The sequence below is a fragment of the Pontibacter sp. LHS2 genome, from assembly GCF_058932845.1.
In genome coordinates, this window is sequence record NZ_JBZYWG010000003.1 from 205,429 (window position 1) to 221,623 (window position 16,195).

Annotated in this window: 17 protein-coding genes; 10 read left to right on the plus strand and 7 right to left on the minus strand. The window is 49.1% G+C overall.

From position 1 onward, the window contains the following. The first annotated feature begins 10 nt into the window (after positions 1–10). The 5 genes from AC5FX6_RS14120 (at position 11) to AC5FX6_RS14140 (ending at position 3,586) form a co-directional block, all read left to right on the plus strand. Positions 11–598 (plus strand): 50S ribosomal protein L25/general stress protein Ctc, encoded by a 588-nt coding sequence (locus tag AC5FX6_RS14120; protein ID WP_493597701.1) that lies wholly within the window; start codon positions 11–13, stop codon positions 596–598. 255 nt (positions 599–853) lie between these two features. After that, positions 854–1,417, plus strand: a complete 564-nt coding sequence (gene pth, locus AC5FX6_RS14125) for an aminoacyl-tRNA hydrolase (protein ID WP_493598329.1) — start codon at positions 854–856, stop codon at positions 1,415–1,417. A gap of 9 nt (positions 1,418–1,426) precedes the next feature. Beyond that, positions 1,427–1,726, plus strand: coding sequence for a hypothetical protein (locus AC5FX6_RS14130; RefSeq protein ID WP_493597702.1), 300 nt, complete (start codon positions 1,427–1,429; stop codon positions 1,724–1,726). A gap of 44 nt (positions 1,727–1,770) precedes the next feature. Further along, entirely contained in the window at positions 1,771–3,045 is a 1,275-nt protein-coding gene (locus AC5FX6_RS14135) for an MFS transporter (RefSeq protein ID WP_493597703.1), read from the plus strand. A 97-nt stretch (positions 3,046–3,142) separates the two neighbouring features. Continuing rightward, on the plus strand, positions 3,143–3,586 hold the full coding sequence (locus AC5FX6_RS14140; protein ID WP_493597704.1) for an STAS/SEC14 domain-containing protein: 444 nt from the start codon (positions 3,143–3,145) through the stop codon (positions 3,584–3,586). Positions 3,587–3,680: 94 nt separating this feature from the next. Here the strand turns inward: AC5FX6_RS14140 and metG are convergent, their stop codons facing one another. After that, a complete protein-coding gene (metG, locus tag AC5FX6_RS14145) occupies positions 3,681–5,720 on the minus strand; it encodes a methionine--tRNA ligase (protein ID WP_493597705.1) in 2,040 nt (679 codons plus the stop codon). 152 nt (positions 5,721–5,872) lie between these two features. On the opposite strand from metG, the gene AC5FX6_RS14150 reads away from it, so the two are divergent. Beyond that, on the plus strand, positions 5,873–6,133 hold the full coding sequence (locus AC5FX6_RS14150) for a hypothetical protein (RefSeq protein WP_493597706.1): 261 nt from the start codon (positions 5,873–5,875) through the stop codon (positions 6,131–6,133). A 43-nt stretch (positions 6,134–6,176) separates the two neighbouring features. Here AC5FX6_RS14150 and AC5FX6_RS14155 read toward each other — a convergent pair whose 3' ends face one another. The 4 genes from AC5FX6_RS14155 to msrB all read right to left on the minus strand — a co-directional run bounded on the left by AC5FX6_RS14155 (position 6,177) and on the right by msrB (position 8,475). Next, positions 6,177–6,509 carry a hypothetical protein gene (locus AC5FX6_RS14155; protein ID WP_493597707.1) on the minus strand — a complete coding sequence of 111 codons (333 nt, stop codon included), beginning with the start codon at positions 6,507–6,509 and terminating at the stop codon, positions 6,177–6,179. Between the two features lie 91 nt (positions 6,510–6,600). Continuing rightward, the gene (locus tag AC5FX6_RS14160) at positions 6,601–6,864 is read right to left on the minus strand and encodes a hypothetical protein (protein ID WP_493597708.1); all 264 of its coding nucleotides are present in this window, start codon (positions 6,862–6,864) and stop codon (positions 6,601–6,603) included. Positions 6,865–6,988: 124 nt separating this feature from the next. Continuing rightward, entirely contained in the window at positions 6,989–7,768 is a 780-nt protein-coding gene (locus AC5FX6_RS14165) for a DUF3050 domain-containing protein (protein WP_493597709.1), read from the minus strand. Between the two features lie 158 nt (positions 7,769–7,926). Further along, positions 7,927–8,475 carry a peptide-methionine (R)-S-oxide reductase MsrB gene (msrB, locus tag AC5FX6_RS14170; RefSeq protein ID WP_493597710.1) on the minus strand — a complete coding sequence of 183 codons (549 nt, stop codon included), beginning with the start codon at positions 8,473–8,475 and terminating at the stop codon, positions 7,927–7,929. 213 nt (positions 8,476–8,688) lie between these two features. Here msrB and typA point away from each other — a divergent pair, with 213 nt between their 5' ends. From typA to AC5FX6_RS14190, 4 genes are all read left to right on the plus strand, one after another. Next, positions 8,689–10,500, plus strand: a complete 1,812-nt coding sequence (gene typA, locus AC5FX6_RS14175) for a translational GTPase TypA (protein WP_493597711.1) — start codon at positions 8,689–8,691, stop codon at positions 10,498–10,500. A 188-nt stretch (positions 10,501–10,688) separates the two neighbouring features. Next, positions 10,689–11,222: a hypothetical protein gene (locus AC5FX6_RS14180; RefSeq protein WP_493597712.1), complete on the plus strand. Its 534-nt coding sequence runs from the start codon at positions 10,689–10,691 to the stop codon at positions 11,220–11,222. Positions 11,223–11,785: 563 nt separating this feature from the next. Next, complete coding sequence (locus AC5FX6_RS14185) at positions 11,786–13,384, plus strand: hypothetical protein (protein WP_493597713.1); 1,599 nt, start codon at positions 11,786–11,788, stop codon at positions 13,382–13,384. A gap of 39 nt (positions 13,385–13,423) precedes the next feature. Beyond that, positions 13,424–15,052 carry a hypothetical protein gene (locus tag AC5FX6_RS14190; RefSeq protein WP_493597714.1) on the plus strand — a complete coding sequence of 543 codons (1,629 nt, stop codon included), beginning with the start codon at positions 13,424–13,426 and terminating at the stop codon, positions 15,050–15,052. Between the two features lie 72 nt (positions 15,053–15,124). Here the strand turns inward: AC5FX6_RS14190 and AC5FX6_RS14195 are convergent, their stop codons facing one another. Both AC5FX6_RS14195 and AC5FX6_RS14200 read right to left on the minus strand, forming a co-directional pair. After that, the gene (locus tag AC5FX6_RS14195; RefSeq protein ID WP_493597715.1) at positions 15,125–15,343 is read right to left on the minus strand and encodes a hypothetical protein; all 219 of its coding nucleotides are present in this window, start codon (positions 15,341–15,343) and stop codon (positions 15,125–15,127) included. A 98-nt stretch (positions 15,344–15,441) separates the two neighbouring features. Next, positions 15,442–16,194: an SDR family NAD(P)-dependent oxidoreductase gene (locus AC5FX6_RS14200; RefSeq protein ID WP_493597716.1), complete on the minus strand. Its 753-nt coding sequence runs from the start codon at positions 16,192–16,194 to the stop codon at positions 15,442–15,444. Position 16,195 lies beyond the last annotated feature (1 nt).

Below are 16,195 nucleotides of genomic sequence, written 5' to 3' on the forward strand. Positions count from 1 at the left end.
ATTCATTTTTATGAAAACTTTAGAGATTATAGGGTTTAAAAGAGCAAATCTCGGCAAAGCGCAGATAAAAGAACTGCGTAATGAGTCTTATGTACCAGGTGTATTATATGGCGGCGCTGAGCAAGTACATTTCTATGCACCGGCTATCCTGTTCAGAGACTTGGTTTATTCTCCAGAAGTATACGAAGTAGACCTGAATATCGAAGGTACACACTACAGAGCTATCCTTCAGGACGTACAGTTTCACCCAGTGAATGAAATGCTGCTGCACGTTGACTTCCTGCAGCTAGACGAAAATAAAGAAGTGAAGATTGAGGTTCCAGTTAAGTTTGTTGGTGTTTCACCAGGCGTATTGGCCGGTGGTAAGCTTGTAACTAAACTGCGCAAGCTGAAAATCAAAGCACTTCCTGCTAACCTGCCAGACTATGTAGAGGTAAACATCTCTGATCTGGAGCTTGGCAAGTCTATCAAAGTAAGCAAGATCAAGAAAGGTGATTACGAGATCCTGACTAACTCGCTTGCTCCAGTAGCTACTGTTACAATTCCACGTGCTCTTAAGAGCGCACAGGCTGAAGAAGCTCGCGGCGGTAAGAAATAATTACTGTTGCTTCAAAAGCATTCAAGATCCTGTCCCGCTCCGAGCGGGGCAGGATTTTTTGTTTCAGCTGGAAATTAAATGGCTGAATGGTTTATTGTTTAAATTGTTGGTCAAATAGGAAAGCCCATTTTGTGACGCAGCCATCTAACAATCCAGCCATCTAACTATCCAACCTTGAGCAATTCCACTATACTAAAGCTAAAACAATGGCTGGGCCTTGAGCAACAGGCAGCAGCCAGTACGGAAGACACAAGTATGAAATACCTGATCGTAGGCCTTGGCAACATTGGCGCAGAGTACGCAGAGACGCGTCACAACATTGGTTTTATGGTGCTGGACTACCTGGCACAGAAATTTGACGCGAAGTTCGATACTGGTCGCCACTCCTTTGTGACCGAGATCAAAAGCAAGGGCCGCACCTATGTGCTGGTGAAACCCACTACCTACATGAACCTGAGCGGCAAGGCTGTAAGTCACTGGCTGAGCAGCCTGAAGCTGACACCAGTCCAAATGATGGTTATTACTGATGACATTGCCCTGCCCTTCGGGAAATTGCGCATACGCGCCAAAGGCAGCGCCGGCGGGCACAATGGACTGAAGCACATTGAGCAGACGCTTGGCCATAACAACTACCCACGCCTGCGCTTTGGCGTAGGTGATACCTTCCACAAAGGCAAGCAGGTAGACTATGTGCTGAGCACCTTTAGTGATGACGAGAAAATCGACTTGCCTGGAATTATTGAGAAAGCAGCGGAGTCTGTGATCGCTTTTGGCAGCATTGGCCTGGAGCGCACCATGAACCAGTACAATACCAAGTAAGCCAGCTACATGGTTAACTTCCTGCTCAGCCGTAAAACAGATTTCTACTTCTGGACAGGTATACCAGTAGGTATGCTCAACATTGCAAACTTTGGGTTAGCCTATACAGAAGTAGAGTATGTGCAACGCTTGTTCCCGGTAGTATCTGCTCTCTTAATTTTTCTTTCCGGAATATTGGCGTTGTTTTATTTCCGGAGCCAGAAAAAAGAGGATGGCAAACTGGAGAGCGGTTGCTTTGGAGGAGTAGTCACCTTGATTGTGTTGTTTAACCTCGGCTATAACTTGTTACTGATCATTGCGATGCTTTAGTGTAGTACTGCAAATAAATTGAATCATACCATCTGAAACCAAAGATGAAACGCCTCTTCCTCTTATACCGCAATGCCTTCGGCGGACTCTCCCGCCCGGCCTGGATGTTGTCGCTGGTGATGTTCATCAACCGCAGCGGCGCCATGGTAACGCCTTTCCTGGCGGTATACCTGACGGAGGTGTTAGATTACTCCCTTAAAGAGGCAGGTATGATCCTGAGTATTTATGGGCTTGGTTCAGTATGTGGTTCTTTTCTGGGTGGCTGGCTAACGGACCGGGTAGGGCATTTTAAGGTGCAGTTCCTGAGCCTGACCGTTGGGGGGAGTTTATACTTCCTGTTGCTGAATCTGCGACAGTTTGAGTACATGGCGGCCGGGGTCTTCATCCTCAGCCTCGTGAACGATACGCTGCGCCCCGCAAATTCAGTGTCTATCTCCTATTATGCCCGACCCGAGAATGTGACCCGTGCCTTCTCGCTTAACCGAATGGCACTTAATCTGGGCTTTTCTATTGGTCCGGCATTAGGCGGTTTCCTGGCGGCTGTCTCTTACCGCTGGTTGTTCATCGCGGATGGCATTACCTGTATTTCAGCTGGTATCTTTTTCTTCTTCTATTTTAGAAATCAGCAGGGCCAACGCCCACAGCCAAAGCAGAAAAAAGCAGCCCAGAGAGAACTGTCTATACCTGCCGACCGCTCTCCCTATCGGGATGTGCCATTCCTGCTATTTACAGTGCTCTGCTGTAGTTTTGCGGCCATCTTTTTTCAGTTCATAACGACCCTGCCGCTTTACTACCGCCAGGTATACCAACTTTCTGAAACAGGTATAGGAAGCTTACTGGCCTTCAATGGGTTGATCGTGTTTCTGCTGGAAATGATCGCGGTATACCTGATCGGTGACAAAGTGCGCAAGTCTGTGCTGATTGTGACAGGTATGCTGATGCTCGGATTCTCATTTATTCTCCTGAACCTGAACATGGAGGTGAGCACACTGTACCTGGCCATGCTGCTGCTGAGTTTGTCCGAGATTCTGGCCATGCCTTTTATGGCGACTATCACCGTGGAGCGCTCCACAGAGAGCAACCGGGGCGCTTACATGGGCTTGTATACCATCTCTTATGCAGCAGCGCATGTGGTAGCACCTTATATGGGAACCACCATTGCCTCAAAATACGGTTTCGACATGCTCTGGTGGAGTGTAGGCGGACTGGCCGTTGTAACAGCCGTTGGCTTTTATTTTGTGGTGCAATACATGGAGCAGGAGCGGCTTCGCAAAAAACCAATTGTGGCTTCGGGTGAGGCGGGTGTGATGGTTGGCTAAACCTTTTCTGCTTAGTTTCGGAGCCTTCATGCTCCAACTTCATTTAGATTGGTCTATCTTTACTCCAGGCTAGACTTCTATCGGTTTAGAACACATCATGAAAAAAGAGATCAGCAACGCTTTTGGCAAAGTTTTCCTTACCGTTGAGTATGTGGAAAAGGCTAATTACGTTCACAATAACTGGTTAGGCTATCAGACACTCGACAGTATTGTGCTAGGAGCCAATCGCTGCCTTGATGAGATCTCTGGCAGTAACTGCGCTTATCTACTGAACGATAACCGGCTCGTGGTAGGCCCCTGGGACCACGCCACCGACTGGATAGCCAATGACTGGACACCCCGCGCTATGCAGGCCGGACTCACACATTTTGCCCACGTGGTCAGCCCGGAATCCTTTGCTGCTTTATCAGCTGAAATGATGAGCGCCAAGATCGGCGATGCTTTTCATATGCGCATTTTTGGTGATTTTGAAGAGGCCAAAAACTGGTTGGCGGCGGCACAGCAAAAGTTAATAAAAAATGAAGATTTATCGGATAACTAATCGCCACGAATAATCTTACACAAGAGCGCGATTACAAAAAAGCCCTTGCCTATCGAAACAGGCAAGGGCTTTTAATTTGGTTGGCAGGTATAGCTTAGCTTACTGTACCGCCGTTTTTCACTTCTTTGCTCGGTTGCACAAAGGCAAGCGAACCATCAGCATTCTCCGCCATCAGGATCATACCCTGGCTGGTAATCCCTTTGATCTCGCGAGGGGCCAAATTCACCAGGATGCTTATCTGTTGCCCGATGATATCCTCTGGATTAAAGAACTCTGCGATGCCGCTCACTACGGTGCGCTGGTCTATACCTGTATCGATCTTCAACTTCAGCAGCTTTTTGGTTTTGGCTACTTTTTCGGCTTCGATGATGGTACCGATGCGGATGTCGATCTTGGTGAAGTCCTCAAAGGTAATGTTCTCCTTGGCTGGCTCCACCACCGCATTAGCAGCTTCATTGGCTTTCTTTGTGTCAAGTAGCTTCTGAACCTGCGCCTCTACTGCGGAATCTTCAATCTTCTCGAACATCAGTTCAGGCATACCTATTATATGACCAGTAGGCAGCAAGTCAGCGGCTCCTGCCTCTGCCCAGGTACCCACCGGCTTGTTGAGCATAGTCGCCAGTTTCTGAGCTGAAGTCGGAAGGAATGGCTCCATCAAAATGCTCAGGCTGGCCGAGATCTGCAGCGCAATATTCATGATGGTCTTCACACGCTCCTCGTCCGTTTTGATCAGCTTCCAGGGCTCCGTGTCAGCCAGGTATTTGTTACCCAAACGGGCCAGGTTCATGAGTTCGCTCAAGGCATCGCGGAAGCGGTAACGCTCAATGTAAGTGGCGATCACCATCGGCATACCTTCCAGCACACCGAGTACTTCTTTGTCATAATCCTGCAGCTCGCCACGGGCCGGTACTTCGCCGTTGTAGTACTTTTGGGTCAGCACCACAGCGCGGTTGATAAAGTTGCCCAGAATGGCTAACAGTTCGTTGTTGTTGCGGGCCTGGTAGTCTTTCCACGTGAAATCGTTATCCTTGCTCTCCGGTGCGTTGGCGCACAAGGTATAGCGCAACACGTCGCCTTTGCCCGGAAACTCCTCCAGGTACTCGTGCAGCCACACCGCCCAGTTGCGGGAGGTGGAGATCTTATCACCCTCCAGGTTCAGGAACTCGTTGGCCGGCACATTGTCTGGCAGCACGTAGTCGCCGTGCGCTTTGAGCATGCTCGGGAAGATGATGCAGTGGAATACAATGTTGTCTTTGCCGATAAAGTGCACCAGCTTCGACTCCGGATCTTTCCAGTAGGTTTCCCAGTCCGGTGTGAGGTCTTTGGTAGCGGAGATGTAACCGATCGGCGCATCAAACCACACATAGAGTACTTTACCTTCTGCGCCTGCTACCGGCACCGGCACACCCCAGTCGAGGTCGCGGGTAACGGCACGCGGTTGCAGCCCCTGGTCGATCCAGCTTTTGCACTGGCCGTACACGTTCGGCTTCCAGTCGCCTTTGTGGCCTTCGACGATCCACTCGCGCAGCCAGGGCTCGTACTCGTTCAGCGGCAGGTACCAGTGCTTGGTCTCACGCATTACCGGTACAGCACCGCTCAGCGTGCTTTTCGGATTGATCAGGTCAGTGGCATTCAGGGAAGTGCCGCAGGCTTCACACTGGTCGCCGTAGGCATTCTCATTGCCGCATTTCGGACAGGTTCCCACGATGTAGCGGTCAGCCAGAAATTGCTGTGCTTTTTCGTCGTAGTACTGCTGCGTGGTCTGCTCAATGAACTTACCATCGTTGTAGAGCTTCTCAAAAAAGCCGGAAGCCGTCTCGTGATGCGTCTGGGAAGAGGTACGGGAGTAGATGTCGAAGGACACGTTGAAGTCCTCGAAAGACTTCTTGATCAATTCATGGTACTTGTCTACCGCCTGCTGTGGTGTGATCCCTTCCTTCTTGGCACGAATCGTGATCGGCACGCCATGCTCATCAGATCCGCAAATGAATTTCACGTCTCTGCCCTGCGAGCGCAGATAGCGCACATAAATATCGGCAGGCAGGTATACGCCAGCCAGGTGACCAATGTGCACCGGACCGTTGGCGTAAGGCAGCGCTGCCGTTACTGTATATCGTTTGTAGTTTTCAGCCATAGTCTTTGTAAAAACGCAAATATACAAATACCCGTTGGATTGATTAGCCAACCCAAGCCCATTCCAAAAAAAATGACAGGTATAAACTGACCAGGAGCCGGCTTTTCCGTAAATGGTAAACCAACGATCAGGAACCCAATCATGCAACGTATATGAAGAACAAAGATAATTTTCACGAGAAGAAGAGCGACAGCGGACAGTTAGGCGAGGACAAGGATCGAAATAAGGTTAGCGACAAACCATCACCCAAAGGAGCCGACCGCGAATCAGAGACGACTCCGCCCGACCACGAAGTGTATGTAGACCTGGAACCCGACGAACTGCATCTGGCAGACGAAGAAGATGAAGTGGAAGATGTGAGCGACCTGCGCAACAAGGACAAGGATAAAAATAAGGACAAAAAGAAAAAATAAACAAGAAGCGCTGCCTGAATGGGCAGCGCTTCTTGTTTATGCTTTAGTTATTGCCAACCGGAGGTCTGGTGGGAAGAATTCGTAGGATACGGTGACGTGTAGAATCCACAGGAGCATGGGGCAATTGCTGCGGGCGCACTTCCGGAGGCAAGTTGACTGGTGCATTCCGGTCATACTCTTCAATGTTCCGCTTGCGGTTAATATCACTCGCCTGCTCATACATCTGTCTGCGCACCGTATCGCCCTCGCTTACCCTTACACGCTGTGTGTGATTAGGGTCAGGCGGTAAAGTACCACCCCCTCCTTCCGAGAGCGAAGTGCAGCCCGTTGCTCCCAGCAGCACGATCCCCCCTATCCAACTTACATACCTTTTCATCTCGTTTCATTCTTAATATAGTAAAATAAGACCGTCCGTTCAAACGGCTTATACTATGTATACGGGTGAAAAAGTATAAAAGAACGTCTGCTTACTTATTATCCTGCAGGTTTTCCTGTCCAACCTGTGTGAGCATCAGACCTTCAGGTGCAGGTGTTACCCAAGCCAGTTTGGCTAGGTGGTGCTCCGCTTCTTTCTGCACATCTTTGTACTTGGGATAGCGTTCCTGCAGGTATGGGTATAGCTCCTGATAAGACAGTACGCTGCCTGCTTCAATATTATACTCTCTAAAGGCGCCCATAATGCATTGCGCCACATTTTCTATATTATCCGCTTCGGAGTGTAGTTCGTTCATCTCTGTTTTCTCGTTAGTGTTGGATAGAAAATACGGCGGTAGGAGTGCAGAAGTTAAAAAGTTTACAAGTTTAGAACGCTACAGATGTACAAGCCACTTTCTAATAAACTCCTGGGCTTCTAACTTATTCCGCTGTTGCCGGAAGAAGCTGTCGGATGCCGTCCCAGAGACGGATGCGGCTTTGGATGCAGTCAATCGACACTTCCAGAGCCTCCTGCCACTTCTCGTCGTCATCGCCACAGAGTTCGCTTACCATTTGCAAGGCCAGCGGCGTGTGTACTTCCTCATCCAGCTGCACGTGGCGGTCGAGGTAGTAAATAAAAGTATCCAGCTTGCCTGGGAAGCGCTCGTTCAGATCAGCAATCAGGTTACGGAACATATCCGGAATTAGGTCTTCCCGGCCAAAGGTAAAGGCGGCGGCAATAGCATGCGTTTTACCTGAACCGATGATATGGAAGGTGTTACGCACAAAGTCCTTCACCGAACTGTGCACACCGGACTGATCTAATGCCAGGTTCACGCTCTTGCCTTCAAGTACGCTCTTCAGCATCTCATCGATGCGGGTCTGGTCCGCACCAACCTCTGCCATGGCACGTAAGTATAGCTCAAAGTGACTGACAGGTTTGCCCTCCTGGTCTACGTCTGTTTCCTCCTCCAGCACAATTTCGTTGATCAACCGGCGAGTTGTGGGGCTCCCCTTAGGCATCCAAGGCAGTGTGACAGAGGTCAGATCGGCCTGAAGCGCCTTAAGCAGGCTCATAAAATCCCAGACAGCAAATACATGATGCTCCATAAACAGCTTCAGGTCCTCCAGCGTCTCCAGCGACTGGTAAACATTATGCTTGAGCAGGGTTTTCCGATGTTTTGTCAGTGCCTGTTGTAAGGCTTCGATTCGGTGATTCATGTTAAAAACAATGCCAATAAACAGAAGTCGCATTGCTATTCTGTTCAGGCGGTTAAGAAGATTTAAAATAAAAGAATTTTACCGCCTCCACGACCTGATCGGGAAACGATGCCAAAGATATAACTGAAATGGCACACCCACCATCGGCTATTCCACACTTATTTAGCTGCTTTAAACCCGAGTGCCGCCGAGTTGAGGCAGTAACGCAGGCCAGTAGGCTTTGGGCCATCATCAAACACGTGACCCAAGTGCCCGCCGCAACGACCGCATACCACTTCAGTGCGCACCATGCCCATGCTGCGGTCAGCTACTTCACGCACGTTCTTAGACGAGATCGGCCTGAAGAAACTCGGCCAGCCGGTGCCGGAGTCGAACTTGGTATCAGAGGTGAAAACCTCATTGCCGCAAGCGGCGCAGGTATAGACACCCTTTTCCTTATGGTCATTATACTTGCCGCTGAAGGCCCGTTCAGTCCCTTTCTGACGAAGCACATAATACTGTTGCGGGCTAAGCTGCTTTTTCCACTCCGCCTCGGTTTTATTTATCTCGTAGGTTTGTTTTGACTTTTTAGTACTGCCATTTTGGGTGGCATTTACATTCTCTGATGCTGCGATGACGCCTTCAGCATGCGTGACAGGCTCATCCTGCTGGCCGCAAGCGGGAAGGCTCAGGAGCAGCAGTAAGGTATAGATATAAAACATTTTCATACAGTTGTTTACGAAGTTATGAAGCAAAAAACAGGCCTCTTTTGATTATTTTATACCTGATTGAACAAAGCCAGCACACATAATGTTTGCTCCATAACCTTAGTCATCGTGCTGAGAGAGAAGATTTAATAATTCCCTAACCTGTTTATTTCGAGCGGAATACTAAATATGCGAAGGCTTTTTTATACCTTTGCACCTCGAAAAATCAATTCAATGCAAAATATTCGAAATATCGCGATCATCGCACACGTAGACCACGGCAAGACAACGCTCGTGGACAAAATTATCCACGCTTCAAAGCTATTCGCTGACCACCAGCACTTTGACGACCTCATTCTGGACAACAATGACCTGGAGCGCGAGCGCGGTATCACGATCGTTTCCAAGAACGTGTCGGTTCGTTACAAAGACGTTAAGATCAATATCATTGACACGCCTGGTCACGCCGACTTCGGTGGCGAGGTAGAGCGTGTACTGAAAATGGCTGACGGTGTGCTTCTGCTGGTAGATGCCTTTGAAGGTGCCATGCCACAGACACGTTTCGTACTGAGCAAAGCTATCCAGCTTGGCTTGAAGCCGATTGTGGTAGTAAACAAAGTAGACAAAGAAAACTGCCGTCCTGATGAAGTGCACGAGCAAGTATTCGACCTGATGTTCAACCTGGAGGCAACTGAAGACCAGCTGGACTTCACGACGCTTTACGGTTCTTCTAAAAACGGTTGGATGAGCACTGACTGGACACAGCCAACTGATAACATCACGCCACTGCTGGATGCCATCATCGAGGTGATCCCTCCTGCTCCTTTCCGTGAAGGTACGCCGCAGATGCAGATCACCTCACTTGACTACTCTTCTTTCGTAGGTCGTATCGCTATCGGTCGTGTGCACCGTGGTACGCTTAAAGAAGGTATGCCAATCAGCCTCATGAAAGCTGATGGTTCTGCGAAGAAAGGCCGTATCAAAGAACTTCAGATTTTTGAAGGTCTTGGCAGAAAGTCTGTGCAGGAAGTATCTGCCGGCGAAATCTGCGCTGTGACAGGTATAGAAGGATTCGACATCGGTGACACTATCGCTGATGCTGAGAACCCGGAAGCACTGGCCCGCATCTCTATCGACGAGCCAACCATGAACATGCTGTTCACGATCAACAACTCTCCTTTCTTCGGTAAGGAAGGTAAGTTCGTGACATCGCGCCACCTGCGTGACCGCCTGTTCAAAGAAACTGAGAAAAACCTGGCACTGCGTGTAAAGGAAACTGATCGTGAAGATACTTTCCTGGTATTTGGTCGCGGTATCCTTCACTTGTCAGTTCTGATCGAAACGATGCGTCGTGAAGGTTACGAACTGCAGGTAGGCCAGCCACAGGTAATCTATAAAGAAATTGACGGCGTACGCCACGAGCCAATTGAGCTTTTGGTAGTAGATGTTCCGGAAGAGACTGCTGGTAAAGTAATCGAACTGGTGTCGATGCGTAAAGGCGAACTGACGATCATGGAGCCAAAAGGCGATCTGCAGCACTTGGAGTTCATCATACCTGCCCGTGGTCTGATTGGTCTGCGTAACAACGTACTGACTGCGACTGCTGGTGAGGCGATCATGAACCACCGCTTCCAGAGCTACGAGCCTTACAAAGGCGCTATACCTGGCCGTAACAACGGTTCTATCATTTCGATGGAAACAGGCCCGGGCACAGCTTACTCTATCGACAAGCTGCAGGACCGTGGTGTGTTCTTCGTTGATCCGGGTGTAGATGTATACATGGGTCAAGTAATTGGTGAGCACAACCGCCAGAACGATATCACGGTGAACATCCAGAAGGGCAAGAAGCTGACGAACATGCGTGCTTCCGGTTCTGACGACAACACCAAGATCGCTCCGGCTAAGAACTTCTCATTGGAAGAAGCCATGGAATACATCCAGAAGGATGAATACCTGGAGGTGACGCCAAAGAGCCTGCGTATGCGTAAGATCTACCTCGACGAGAACGAGCGTAACCGCATGAGCAAGAAAGAAGAAGTAGCGTAGGTATAGCCTGCCCTAACTAATAAAAGCCCCGACCGGTATACCTGGTCGGGGCTTTTTGTTTGCGGGATTTGTAAAGTGCTAGGGATAAGCTATCTTGATCAAAGTTAGATTATTAACTTCACTCCAAGTGAGCGGTATATAATCAAGCCTCTAGTGAATGCATGCACACCTTACCTGAATCTATATTGATGAAAACACTACTGCTTCTGTTCCTACTGGCAAGCTGCCCATTTGTGACAAATGCCCAGGTAAAAGAATCCGAAAGCCATAAGCGGACTATTTATATAGAGGGCTTCGGGCAGGGGCTGCACGCCTCTCTCAACTACGACATGCGGTTCAAAAGAGGAGTGCAGGATGGACTAGGTTTTCGCTTAGGTGTGGGAGGTATCTTTACGGGCACCTCTGATGGGGATGCCGGAAGTGAAGCAAATGGTGTCATTGCATTTCCTTTGGGGCTTAATTATCTGGTCGGCAAAAACAAAAACGCACTTGAAGCAGGTATAGGTCTCACGCCACATTATGCAAGAACCGATCTTTACAGCCCCACAAAACCAAAGATCATTAACGAAAATGGCTGGGGAACGAATGGGTATTTGAATCTTGGTTATCGGTATCAACCGTTGAATACAGGTGTTATGTTCCGGCTGAACTGGACGCCTGTGATCAGTAGCACAGGTTTCTTGGCACAAAACTTCGGAGTTTCGGCAGGGTATAGCTTTTGATGCAAAGCCGCTCCCCCATTATCAACACATCTCCGGATACTAATTGAATCAAAGAACATTACTGTCTTTTTGCTACTCGCTTTGTTGATGGTGGCCTGGCGATGACATAAGGACTTCCCGTTGGAAGAGTCCAAATACGACTCTGAAAACAAGGAAAATCACCTACCTACTGGATAGTTCTCTGATCTGTCAGAAAGGCTTACAAATCAGCTGATACCATCTGGATATAGTATTAAAATAATGAAAAGTGGGCCTTTGTCTTCACCAGCATCTTAGTTACACACATTTGCTACCCTGGCAGAGGCTAGTCTCAGTAAACTAGAGATTAGTATAGCAGTGAACTATACACTTGATAATTTCTAAGCAGTAAAAAACACAAGATTGGAGCTGGCAACAAAGCTTGCAGAAAGGGAGTCTAAAGACTGATATTCCACAAAAGCATGCTATTAGGATAGCATGCTTTTGTGCTAAAATCTGGTTTGTACCATATATCATTCGTTTGCCTGTAAACATTAGCGCTGATTTACGTTAGATAGGCAGACAAATTTGATAACATACTCTGCATGAAAAGCTACTACCTGCACGTTTTGTCACTCGCGTGCATTATTATATTTTCTTCGGGATGCGCCCGCAAGAATTTCTTTGCCAAAACTCCAGTCGTTGATCAAGACCGCTATCAACAATTGAAAACCGCTTCGCCTGCTGACGTAGACAGTGTGACCGTAATGGCTGGTCAGCATTACAAGCGTACCGGATTTCATAATTTCTTCTGGGGGAAGCACTACCGGGAATTATGGGCAACACCTATTACAGTCAGCGTTTTCGACATGAAAAAAACGAAGGGCGGACTCTCTGTTGAGAAACTCGGAGGCGGTATGCAAACTACAAGCCTTACCCTGGCCGACGATAATGGTTTTACCTATGCGCTCCGCTCTCTTGATAAGGACCCGGCCGGCATTTTGCCCAAGTTTTGGCGCAACACCTTTGTTGCTGACGTACTCCGTGATCAAACATCGGCCATAAACCCTTTCGCTGCCATCGTCCTGCCTACTATGGCAGAGGCGGCAGGTATACCGCATTCTAAACCAGAACTGGTCTACGTCCTTCCCTCCGACACAACCTTTGGCGAATACAGTGATGAGTTTAAGGATCGTGTGTTCATGATCGAGGAGAAATACAATGATGACCGCAGCATTACGCCCATGCTTGGCGATGCCACTGACATTGCAGGCTCCAAAAAGATGCTTAAAAAGCGATTCGGTGACGATGACCACTTCATTGACCAGCGTGCCTTTGCGCGTGCCCGCCTCTTCGACCTGTTCATCAATGACTGGGACCGGCATGAAGGACAATGGGAGTGGGCCGTGCACGATGATGGCAACAACAAGCACTACCGCGCCATACCTAAAGACCGCGACAATGCCTTCTTCAAGTTCGACGATGGGGTGATCACCTGGCTATTTAGTCGCAAATGGGCCATTCGGAAGTTTGAAACCTTCGGACCTAAGTATAAGGACGTGTATGCGCTGATGATGAACGCCAGCTTCATTGACAGCCGTGCCTTGACAGAACTAACTGCCCAGGATTACCAGGAGATAGCAACTGAACTGCAGGCAGCCCTGACAGATGACGTGATTGAGCGAGCCATCCAAAAGTTTCCGCCTAAGGTATACGCCCGGGCAGGCGAGGAAACTATTCGTATCTTAAAAAGCCGTCGCGACTTGCTACCTCAAGCTGCACAGGAATTTTACTTGCACCTGGCTAAAAACCCTTTGGTAATTGGCACTGACAAAGAAGAACGATTTGAAGTAAAACGCCTGAACGATGAAGAAACAGCTGTCACAGTGACCCGACTGTCTGACGACAAACAGGTATACCACCGTGTGTTCAAGCGTAGCGAAACCAAGCAGATCACTTTGCACGGACTTGCCGAAGACGATGAGTTTGAAGTAAGCGGAGAAGTAAACAAAGGTATACGCGTCGTGATTGTGGGTGGCCGCGGTGAGGACGAGATTAAAGATAGCTCACGTGTGAAAAGCTGGCGTCGCAAAACCATTGTGTATGACACCAAGCGGGGCAACGAAATCGAGTTTGGTCCCGAAACTGTCGACAAGACCACTAATGACGTAAAAGTACACGCTTTTGACAGGGAGGGCCACTAACCAGTCCACCACCTGAAGTACCAACCGACACCCTTTACCATGCACCTCAACCGCCACTACCTCACTACTACCCTTGCCTGCCTGTTAGGCCTGTTGACCACAGGCTGTATCGGCACCAAATACACACACAGTTTGCAACAGGTACCTGCTCCTGCTCAACCTGCCACCGCTGTACCTGCTGACCGGGATAGTACCATCACAGTGGCGGTAGGTGAGCACTATGGTCGTGGTCGCCTGCATACGTTCTTCTATGGCAAGCACTATCGCACGGCATGGACTACGCCAGTCGAGTTTAGGGTGCTGGACCTGGGTACTGAGAAGGGCGGCCTGAAACCCAAGCAGAAGGGCGGCAGCCGGCAAACCATGAACCTGCGCCTGGAAGATGCCGACGGCAAAGAATACGTGCTGCGCTCTGTTGACAAAGACCCCGCAACAGCTCTACCCAAGAAGTGGCAGCAAAGCTATGCTGCTAACATCATACGCGACGCTACTTCTGCCACGCACCCCTATGCCGCCCTGGTGTTGCCTCCTATGGCCGAAGCCATCGGGATACATCATACCAAACCAGAGCTCGTCTACGTACCACACGATCCACGCTTGGGTGAGCACCTTCAGGACTTCGGCGGCATGGTCGCGCTACTTGAGATCAGGCCAAACGATGACTTATCAGACGAGCCAGGTATGGGAAGCTCTGAAAAGATTCGAAGCACGCGGGCTATGCTGAAAGACCGTTTTTTTGAAAACAACAGCGATATTGATGCCCGCTACTATCTGCGTGCCCGCCTCTTCGACATGCTCATAGGGGACTGGAGCCGCCATGAAGACAACTGGCGTTGGGCCCAGTACAAAAATGACAAAGTGAAGGTATACCAAGCTGTACCCCGCGACCGTGATAATGTATTCTATAAGCTGAATGACGCTATCATCCCCTGGATTTTCATGCGCACGGGCCTTAAGAAACACTTCCAGACCTATAGCGACAACTTATCGAATCTGGATGACCTGAACAAAAGCGGACGCAACCTGGACGAAACCATACTTGCCGGGCTCACCTATCAGGACTGGGTAGAAGTAGCCGACAGTGTAAGCACTGCGCTTACCGATGAGGTAATTGAACAGTCATTCCGACAAATGCCGGACAATATTTACCAACTCACGGCTTCCCCAATTATGACACAGCTAAAGTCACGCCGTGACAAGCTGGGTAAGTCTGTCCAAAAGTATTACAAGAGTTTAATGCGCGAAGCGATTGTAGTAGGGTCTGATAAGCACGAGCGATTTGAGGTAGAAGTACTATCAGTAAACGAAGTGCGGGTACAGGTATACAAGATCAATAAGGATGCTGAAGAAAGAAGGCAGCTTTTTGATCGGGTGTTTCATGCTTCCGACACAAAAGAGATACACTTATATGGACTCAACGGCAATGACGAATTTATAGTAAAAGGAGAAAGTCGACCGAAAATCAAGATCAAGGTATGGGGCGGCGCAGGCGAAGACAGCTATACCGTAACAGGTCCTAAATCGATGGCCCGCCGTATTTGGATAGAGGACACTGAATACCGCAACTCCTACGACCTAAGCAAGGGCACCCGCCAAAAGACAGAGCAGAACCCCCAGGCTAACCAGTTTGACGCAGAGGGATGGCTGTTGCGTTACTACCTGGATTAGAAGATATCAACAGGTACAAAAAGAGGGAGCCGGCTTTATCAGCCGGCTCCCTCTTTTTTATTTTATTCCAGACTATTTGCTTTTGCCTTGATCGTTCGAGTCTTTTGCATTCCAGGAGCCTTGTCCCTGCTGTTGGCTGGCGGTGGCTTTTGTACCATCCGTGCCTAAGTCTGTAGCACCTTTATGATTCGCCTCGTTCGAATAGTTTTCAGGCATTGGCTGTGAGCTTGCGCCTTTTTCTGGTTTCTGTCTGTTCTTGTTCTCTTCTGAATTATTCTTGTTAGTAGCCATATTATTAATTTTTTGGATCATCTCAAGTCCGCAATTATTACGGACGATACCCTTGTAAGTACGGCCAGCTTAAAGGGTGGGTTGTGAGTATGATCAGCCTACAGCTGTTTATTCAGCACAGTGGATGATGCTTGGGCAGTCGGCAGAATCATTACTTCGGCTATGTTAACATGGGCAGGACGCGTTACCACAAAGGTAATTAAGTCGGCTACATCGTCCGCACGCAGTGGCTCATAGCCCTGGTACACACTGGCTGCGCGATCTTTGTCCCCTTTGAAGCGCACTTCCGAGAATTCTGTCTCAACCAAGCCCGGATTCACCTCTGATACCTTTATACCTTCCTGCACCAGATCAATACGCATCCCCTTGGAGATCGCATCCACGGCAAACTTAGAAGCACAGTATACATTGCCATTGGCATATACCTCCTTGCCCGCAATAGAACCAATGTTAATGATGTGGCCTTTCTTGCGGTTGAGCATAAGTGGCAGCACGGCATGGGTCACGTAAAGAAGCCCCTTGACATTAATATCCAGCATGGCATCCCAGTCAGCGATGTTGCCGCTCTGCACTGGTGCCAGCCCATGTGCGTTGCCGGCGTTGTTCACCAACACGTCTATACCTTTCCATTCGTCAGGCAAGCTGCTAATGGCGGCTTGCACGGCCTCACGGTCACGCACATCAAATTGCAGCGTATGCACCGGTACATCCGTAATCTGCTGCTGCAGCTCTTGCAGACGCTCCGTTCTGCGACCAGCCGCAATGATCCGATAACCTGCTTTGGCCAGCGCAAATGCTGTCGCGCGACCTATACCTGATGTAGCTCCTGTTACAAGTGCAATGCCTGCCATA

What these genes read in the sequence shown, in the direction of transcription:
- AC5FX6_RS14160 (WP_493597708.1), bottom strand. Translation starts at nt 6,864, where the DNA reads ATGAACGAACTACACTCCGAAGCGGATAATATAGAAAATGTGGCGCAA.
- AC5FX6_RS14155 (WP_493597707.1), bottom strand. Translation starts at nt 6,509, where the DNA reads ATGAAAAGGTATGTAAGTTGGATAGGGGGGATCGTGCTGCTGGGAGCA.
- AC5FX6_RS14140 (WP_493597704.1), top strand. Translation starts at nt 3,143, where the DNA reads ATGAAAAAAGAGATCAGCAACGCTTTTGGCAAAGTTTTCCTTACCGTT.
- AC5FX6_RS14120 (WP_493597701.1), top strand. Translation starts at nt 11, where the DNA reads ATGAAAACTTTAGAGATTATAGGGTTTAAAAGAGCAAATCTCGGCAAA.
- typA (WP_493597711.1), top strand. Translation starts at nt 8,689, where the DNA reads ATGCAAAATATTCGAAATATCGCGATCATCGCACACGTAGACCACGGC.
- AC5FX6_RS14190 (WP_493597714.1), top strand. Translation starts at nt 13,424, where the DNA reads ATGCACCTCAACCGCCACTACCTCACTACTACCCTTGCCTGCCTGTTA.
- AC5FX6_RS14130 (WP_493597702.1), top strand. Translation starts at nt 1,427, where the DNA reads ATGGTTAACTTCCTGCTCAGCCGTAAAACAGATTTCTACTTCTGGACA.
- pth (WP_493598329.1), top strand. Translation starts at nt 854, where the DNA reads ATGAAATACCTGATCGTAGGCCTTGGCAACATTGGCGCAGAGTACGCA.
- AC5FX6_RS14195 (WP_493597715.1), bottom strand. Translation starts at nt 15,343, where the DNA reads ATGGCTACTAACAAGAATAATTCAGAAGAGAACAAGAACAGACAGAAA.
- AC5FX6_RS14165 (WP_493597709.1), bottom strand. Translation starts at nt 7,768, where the DNA reads ATGAATCACCGAATCGAAGCCTTACAACAGGCACTGACAAAACATCGG.
- AC5FX6_RS14180 (WP_493597712.1), top strand. Translation starts at nt 10,689, where the DNA reads ATGAAAACACTACTGCTTCTGTTCCTACTGGCAAGCTGCCCATTTGTG.
- msrB (WP_493597710.1), bottom strand. Translation starts at nt 8,475, where the DNA reads ATGAAAATGTTTTATATCTATACCTTACTGCTGCTCCTGAGCCTTCCC.
- metG (WP_493597705.1), bottom strand. Translation starts at nt 5,720, where the DNA reads ATGGCTGAAAACTACAAACGATATACAGTAACGGCAGCGCTGCCTTAC.
- AC5FX6_RS14185 (WP_493597713.1), top strand. Translation starts at nt 11,786, where the DNA reads ATGAAAAGCTACTACCTGCACGTTTTGTCACTCGCGTGCATTATTATA.
- AC5FX6_RS14135 (WP_493597703.1), top strand. Translation starts at nt 1,771, where the DNA reads ATGAAACGCCTCTTCCTCTTATACCGCAATGCCTTCGGCGGACTCTCC.
- AC5FX6_RS14200 (WP_493597716.1), bottom strand. Translation starts at nt 16,194, where the DNA reads ATGGCAGGCATTGCACTTGTAACAGGAGCTACATCAGGTATAGGTCGC.
- AC5FX6_RS14150 (WP_493597706.1), top strand. Translation starts at nt 5,873, where the DNA reads ATGAAGAACAAAGATAATTTTCACGAGAAGAAGAGCGACAGCGGACAG.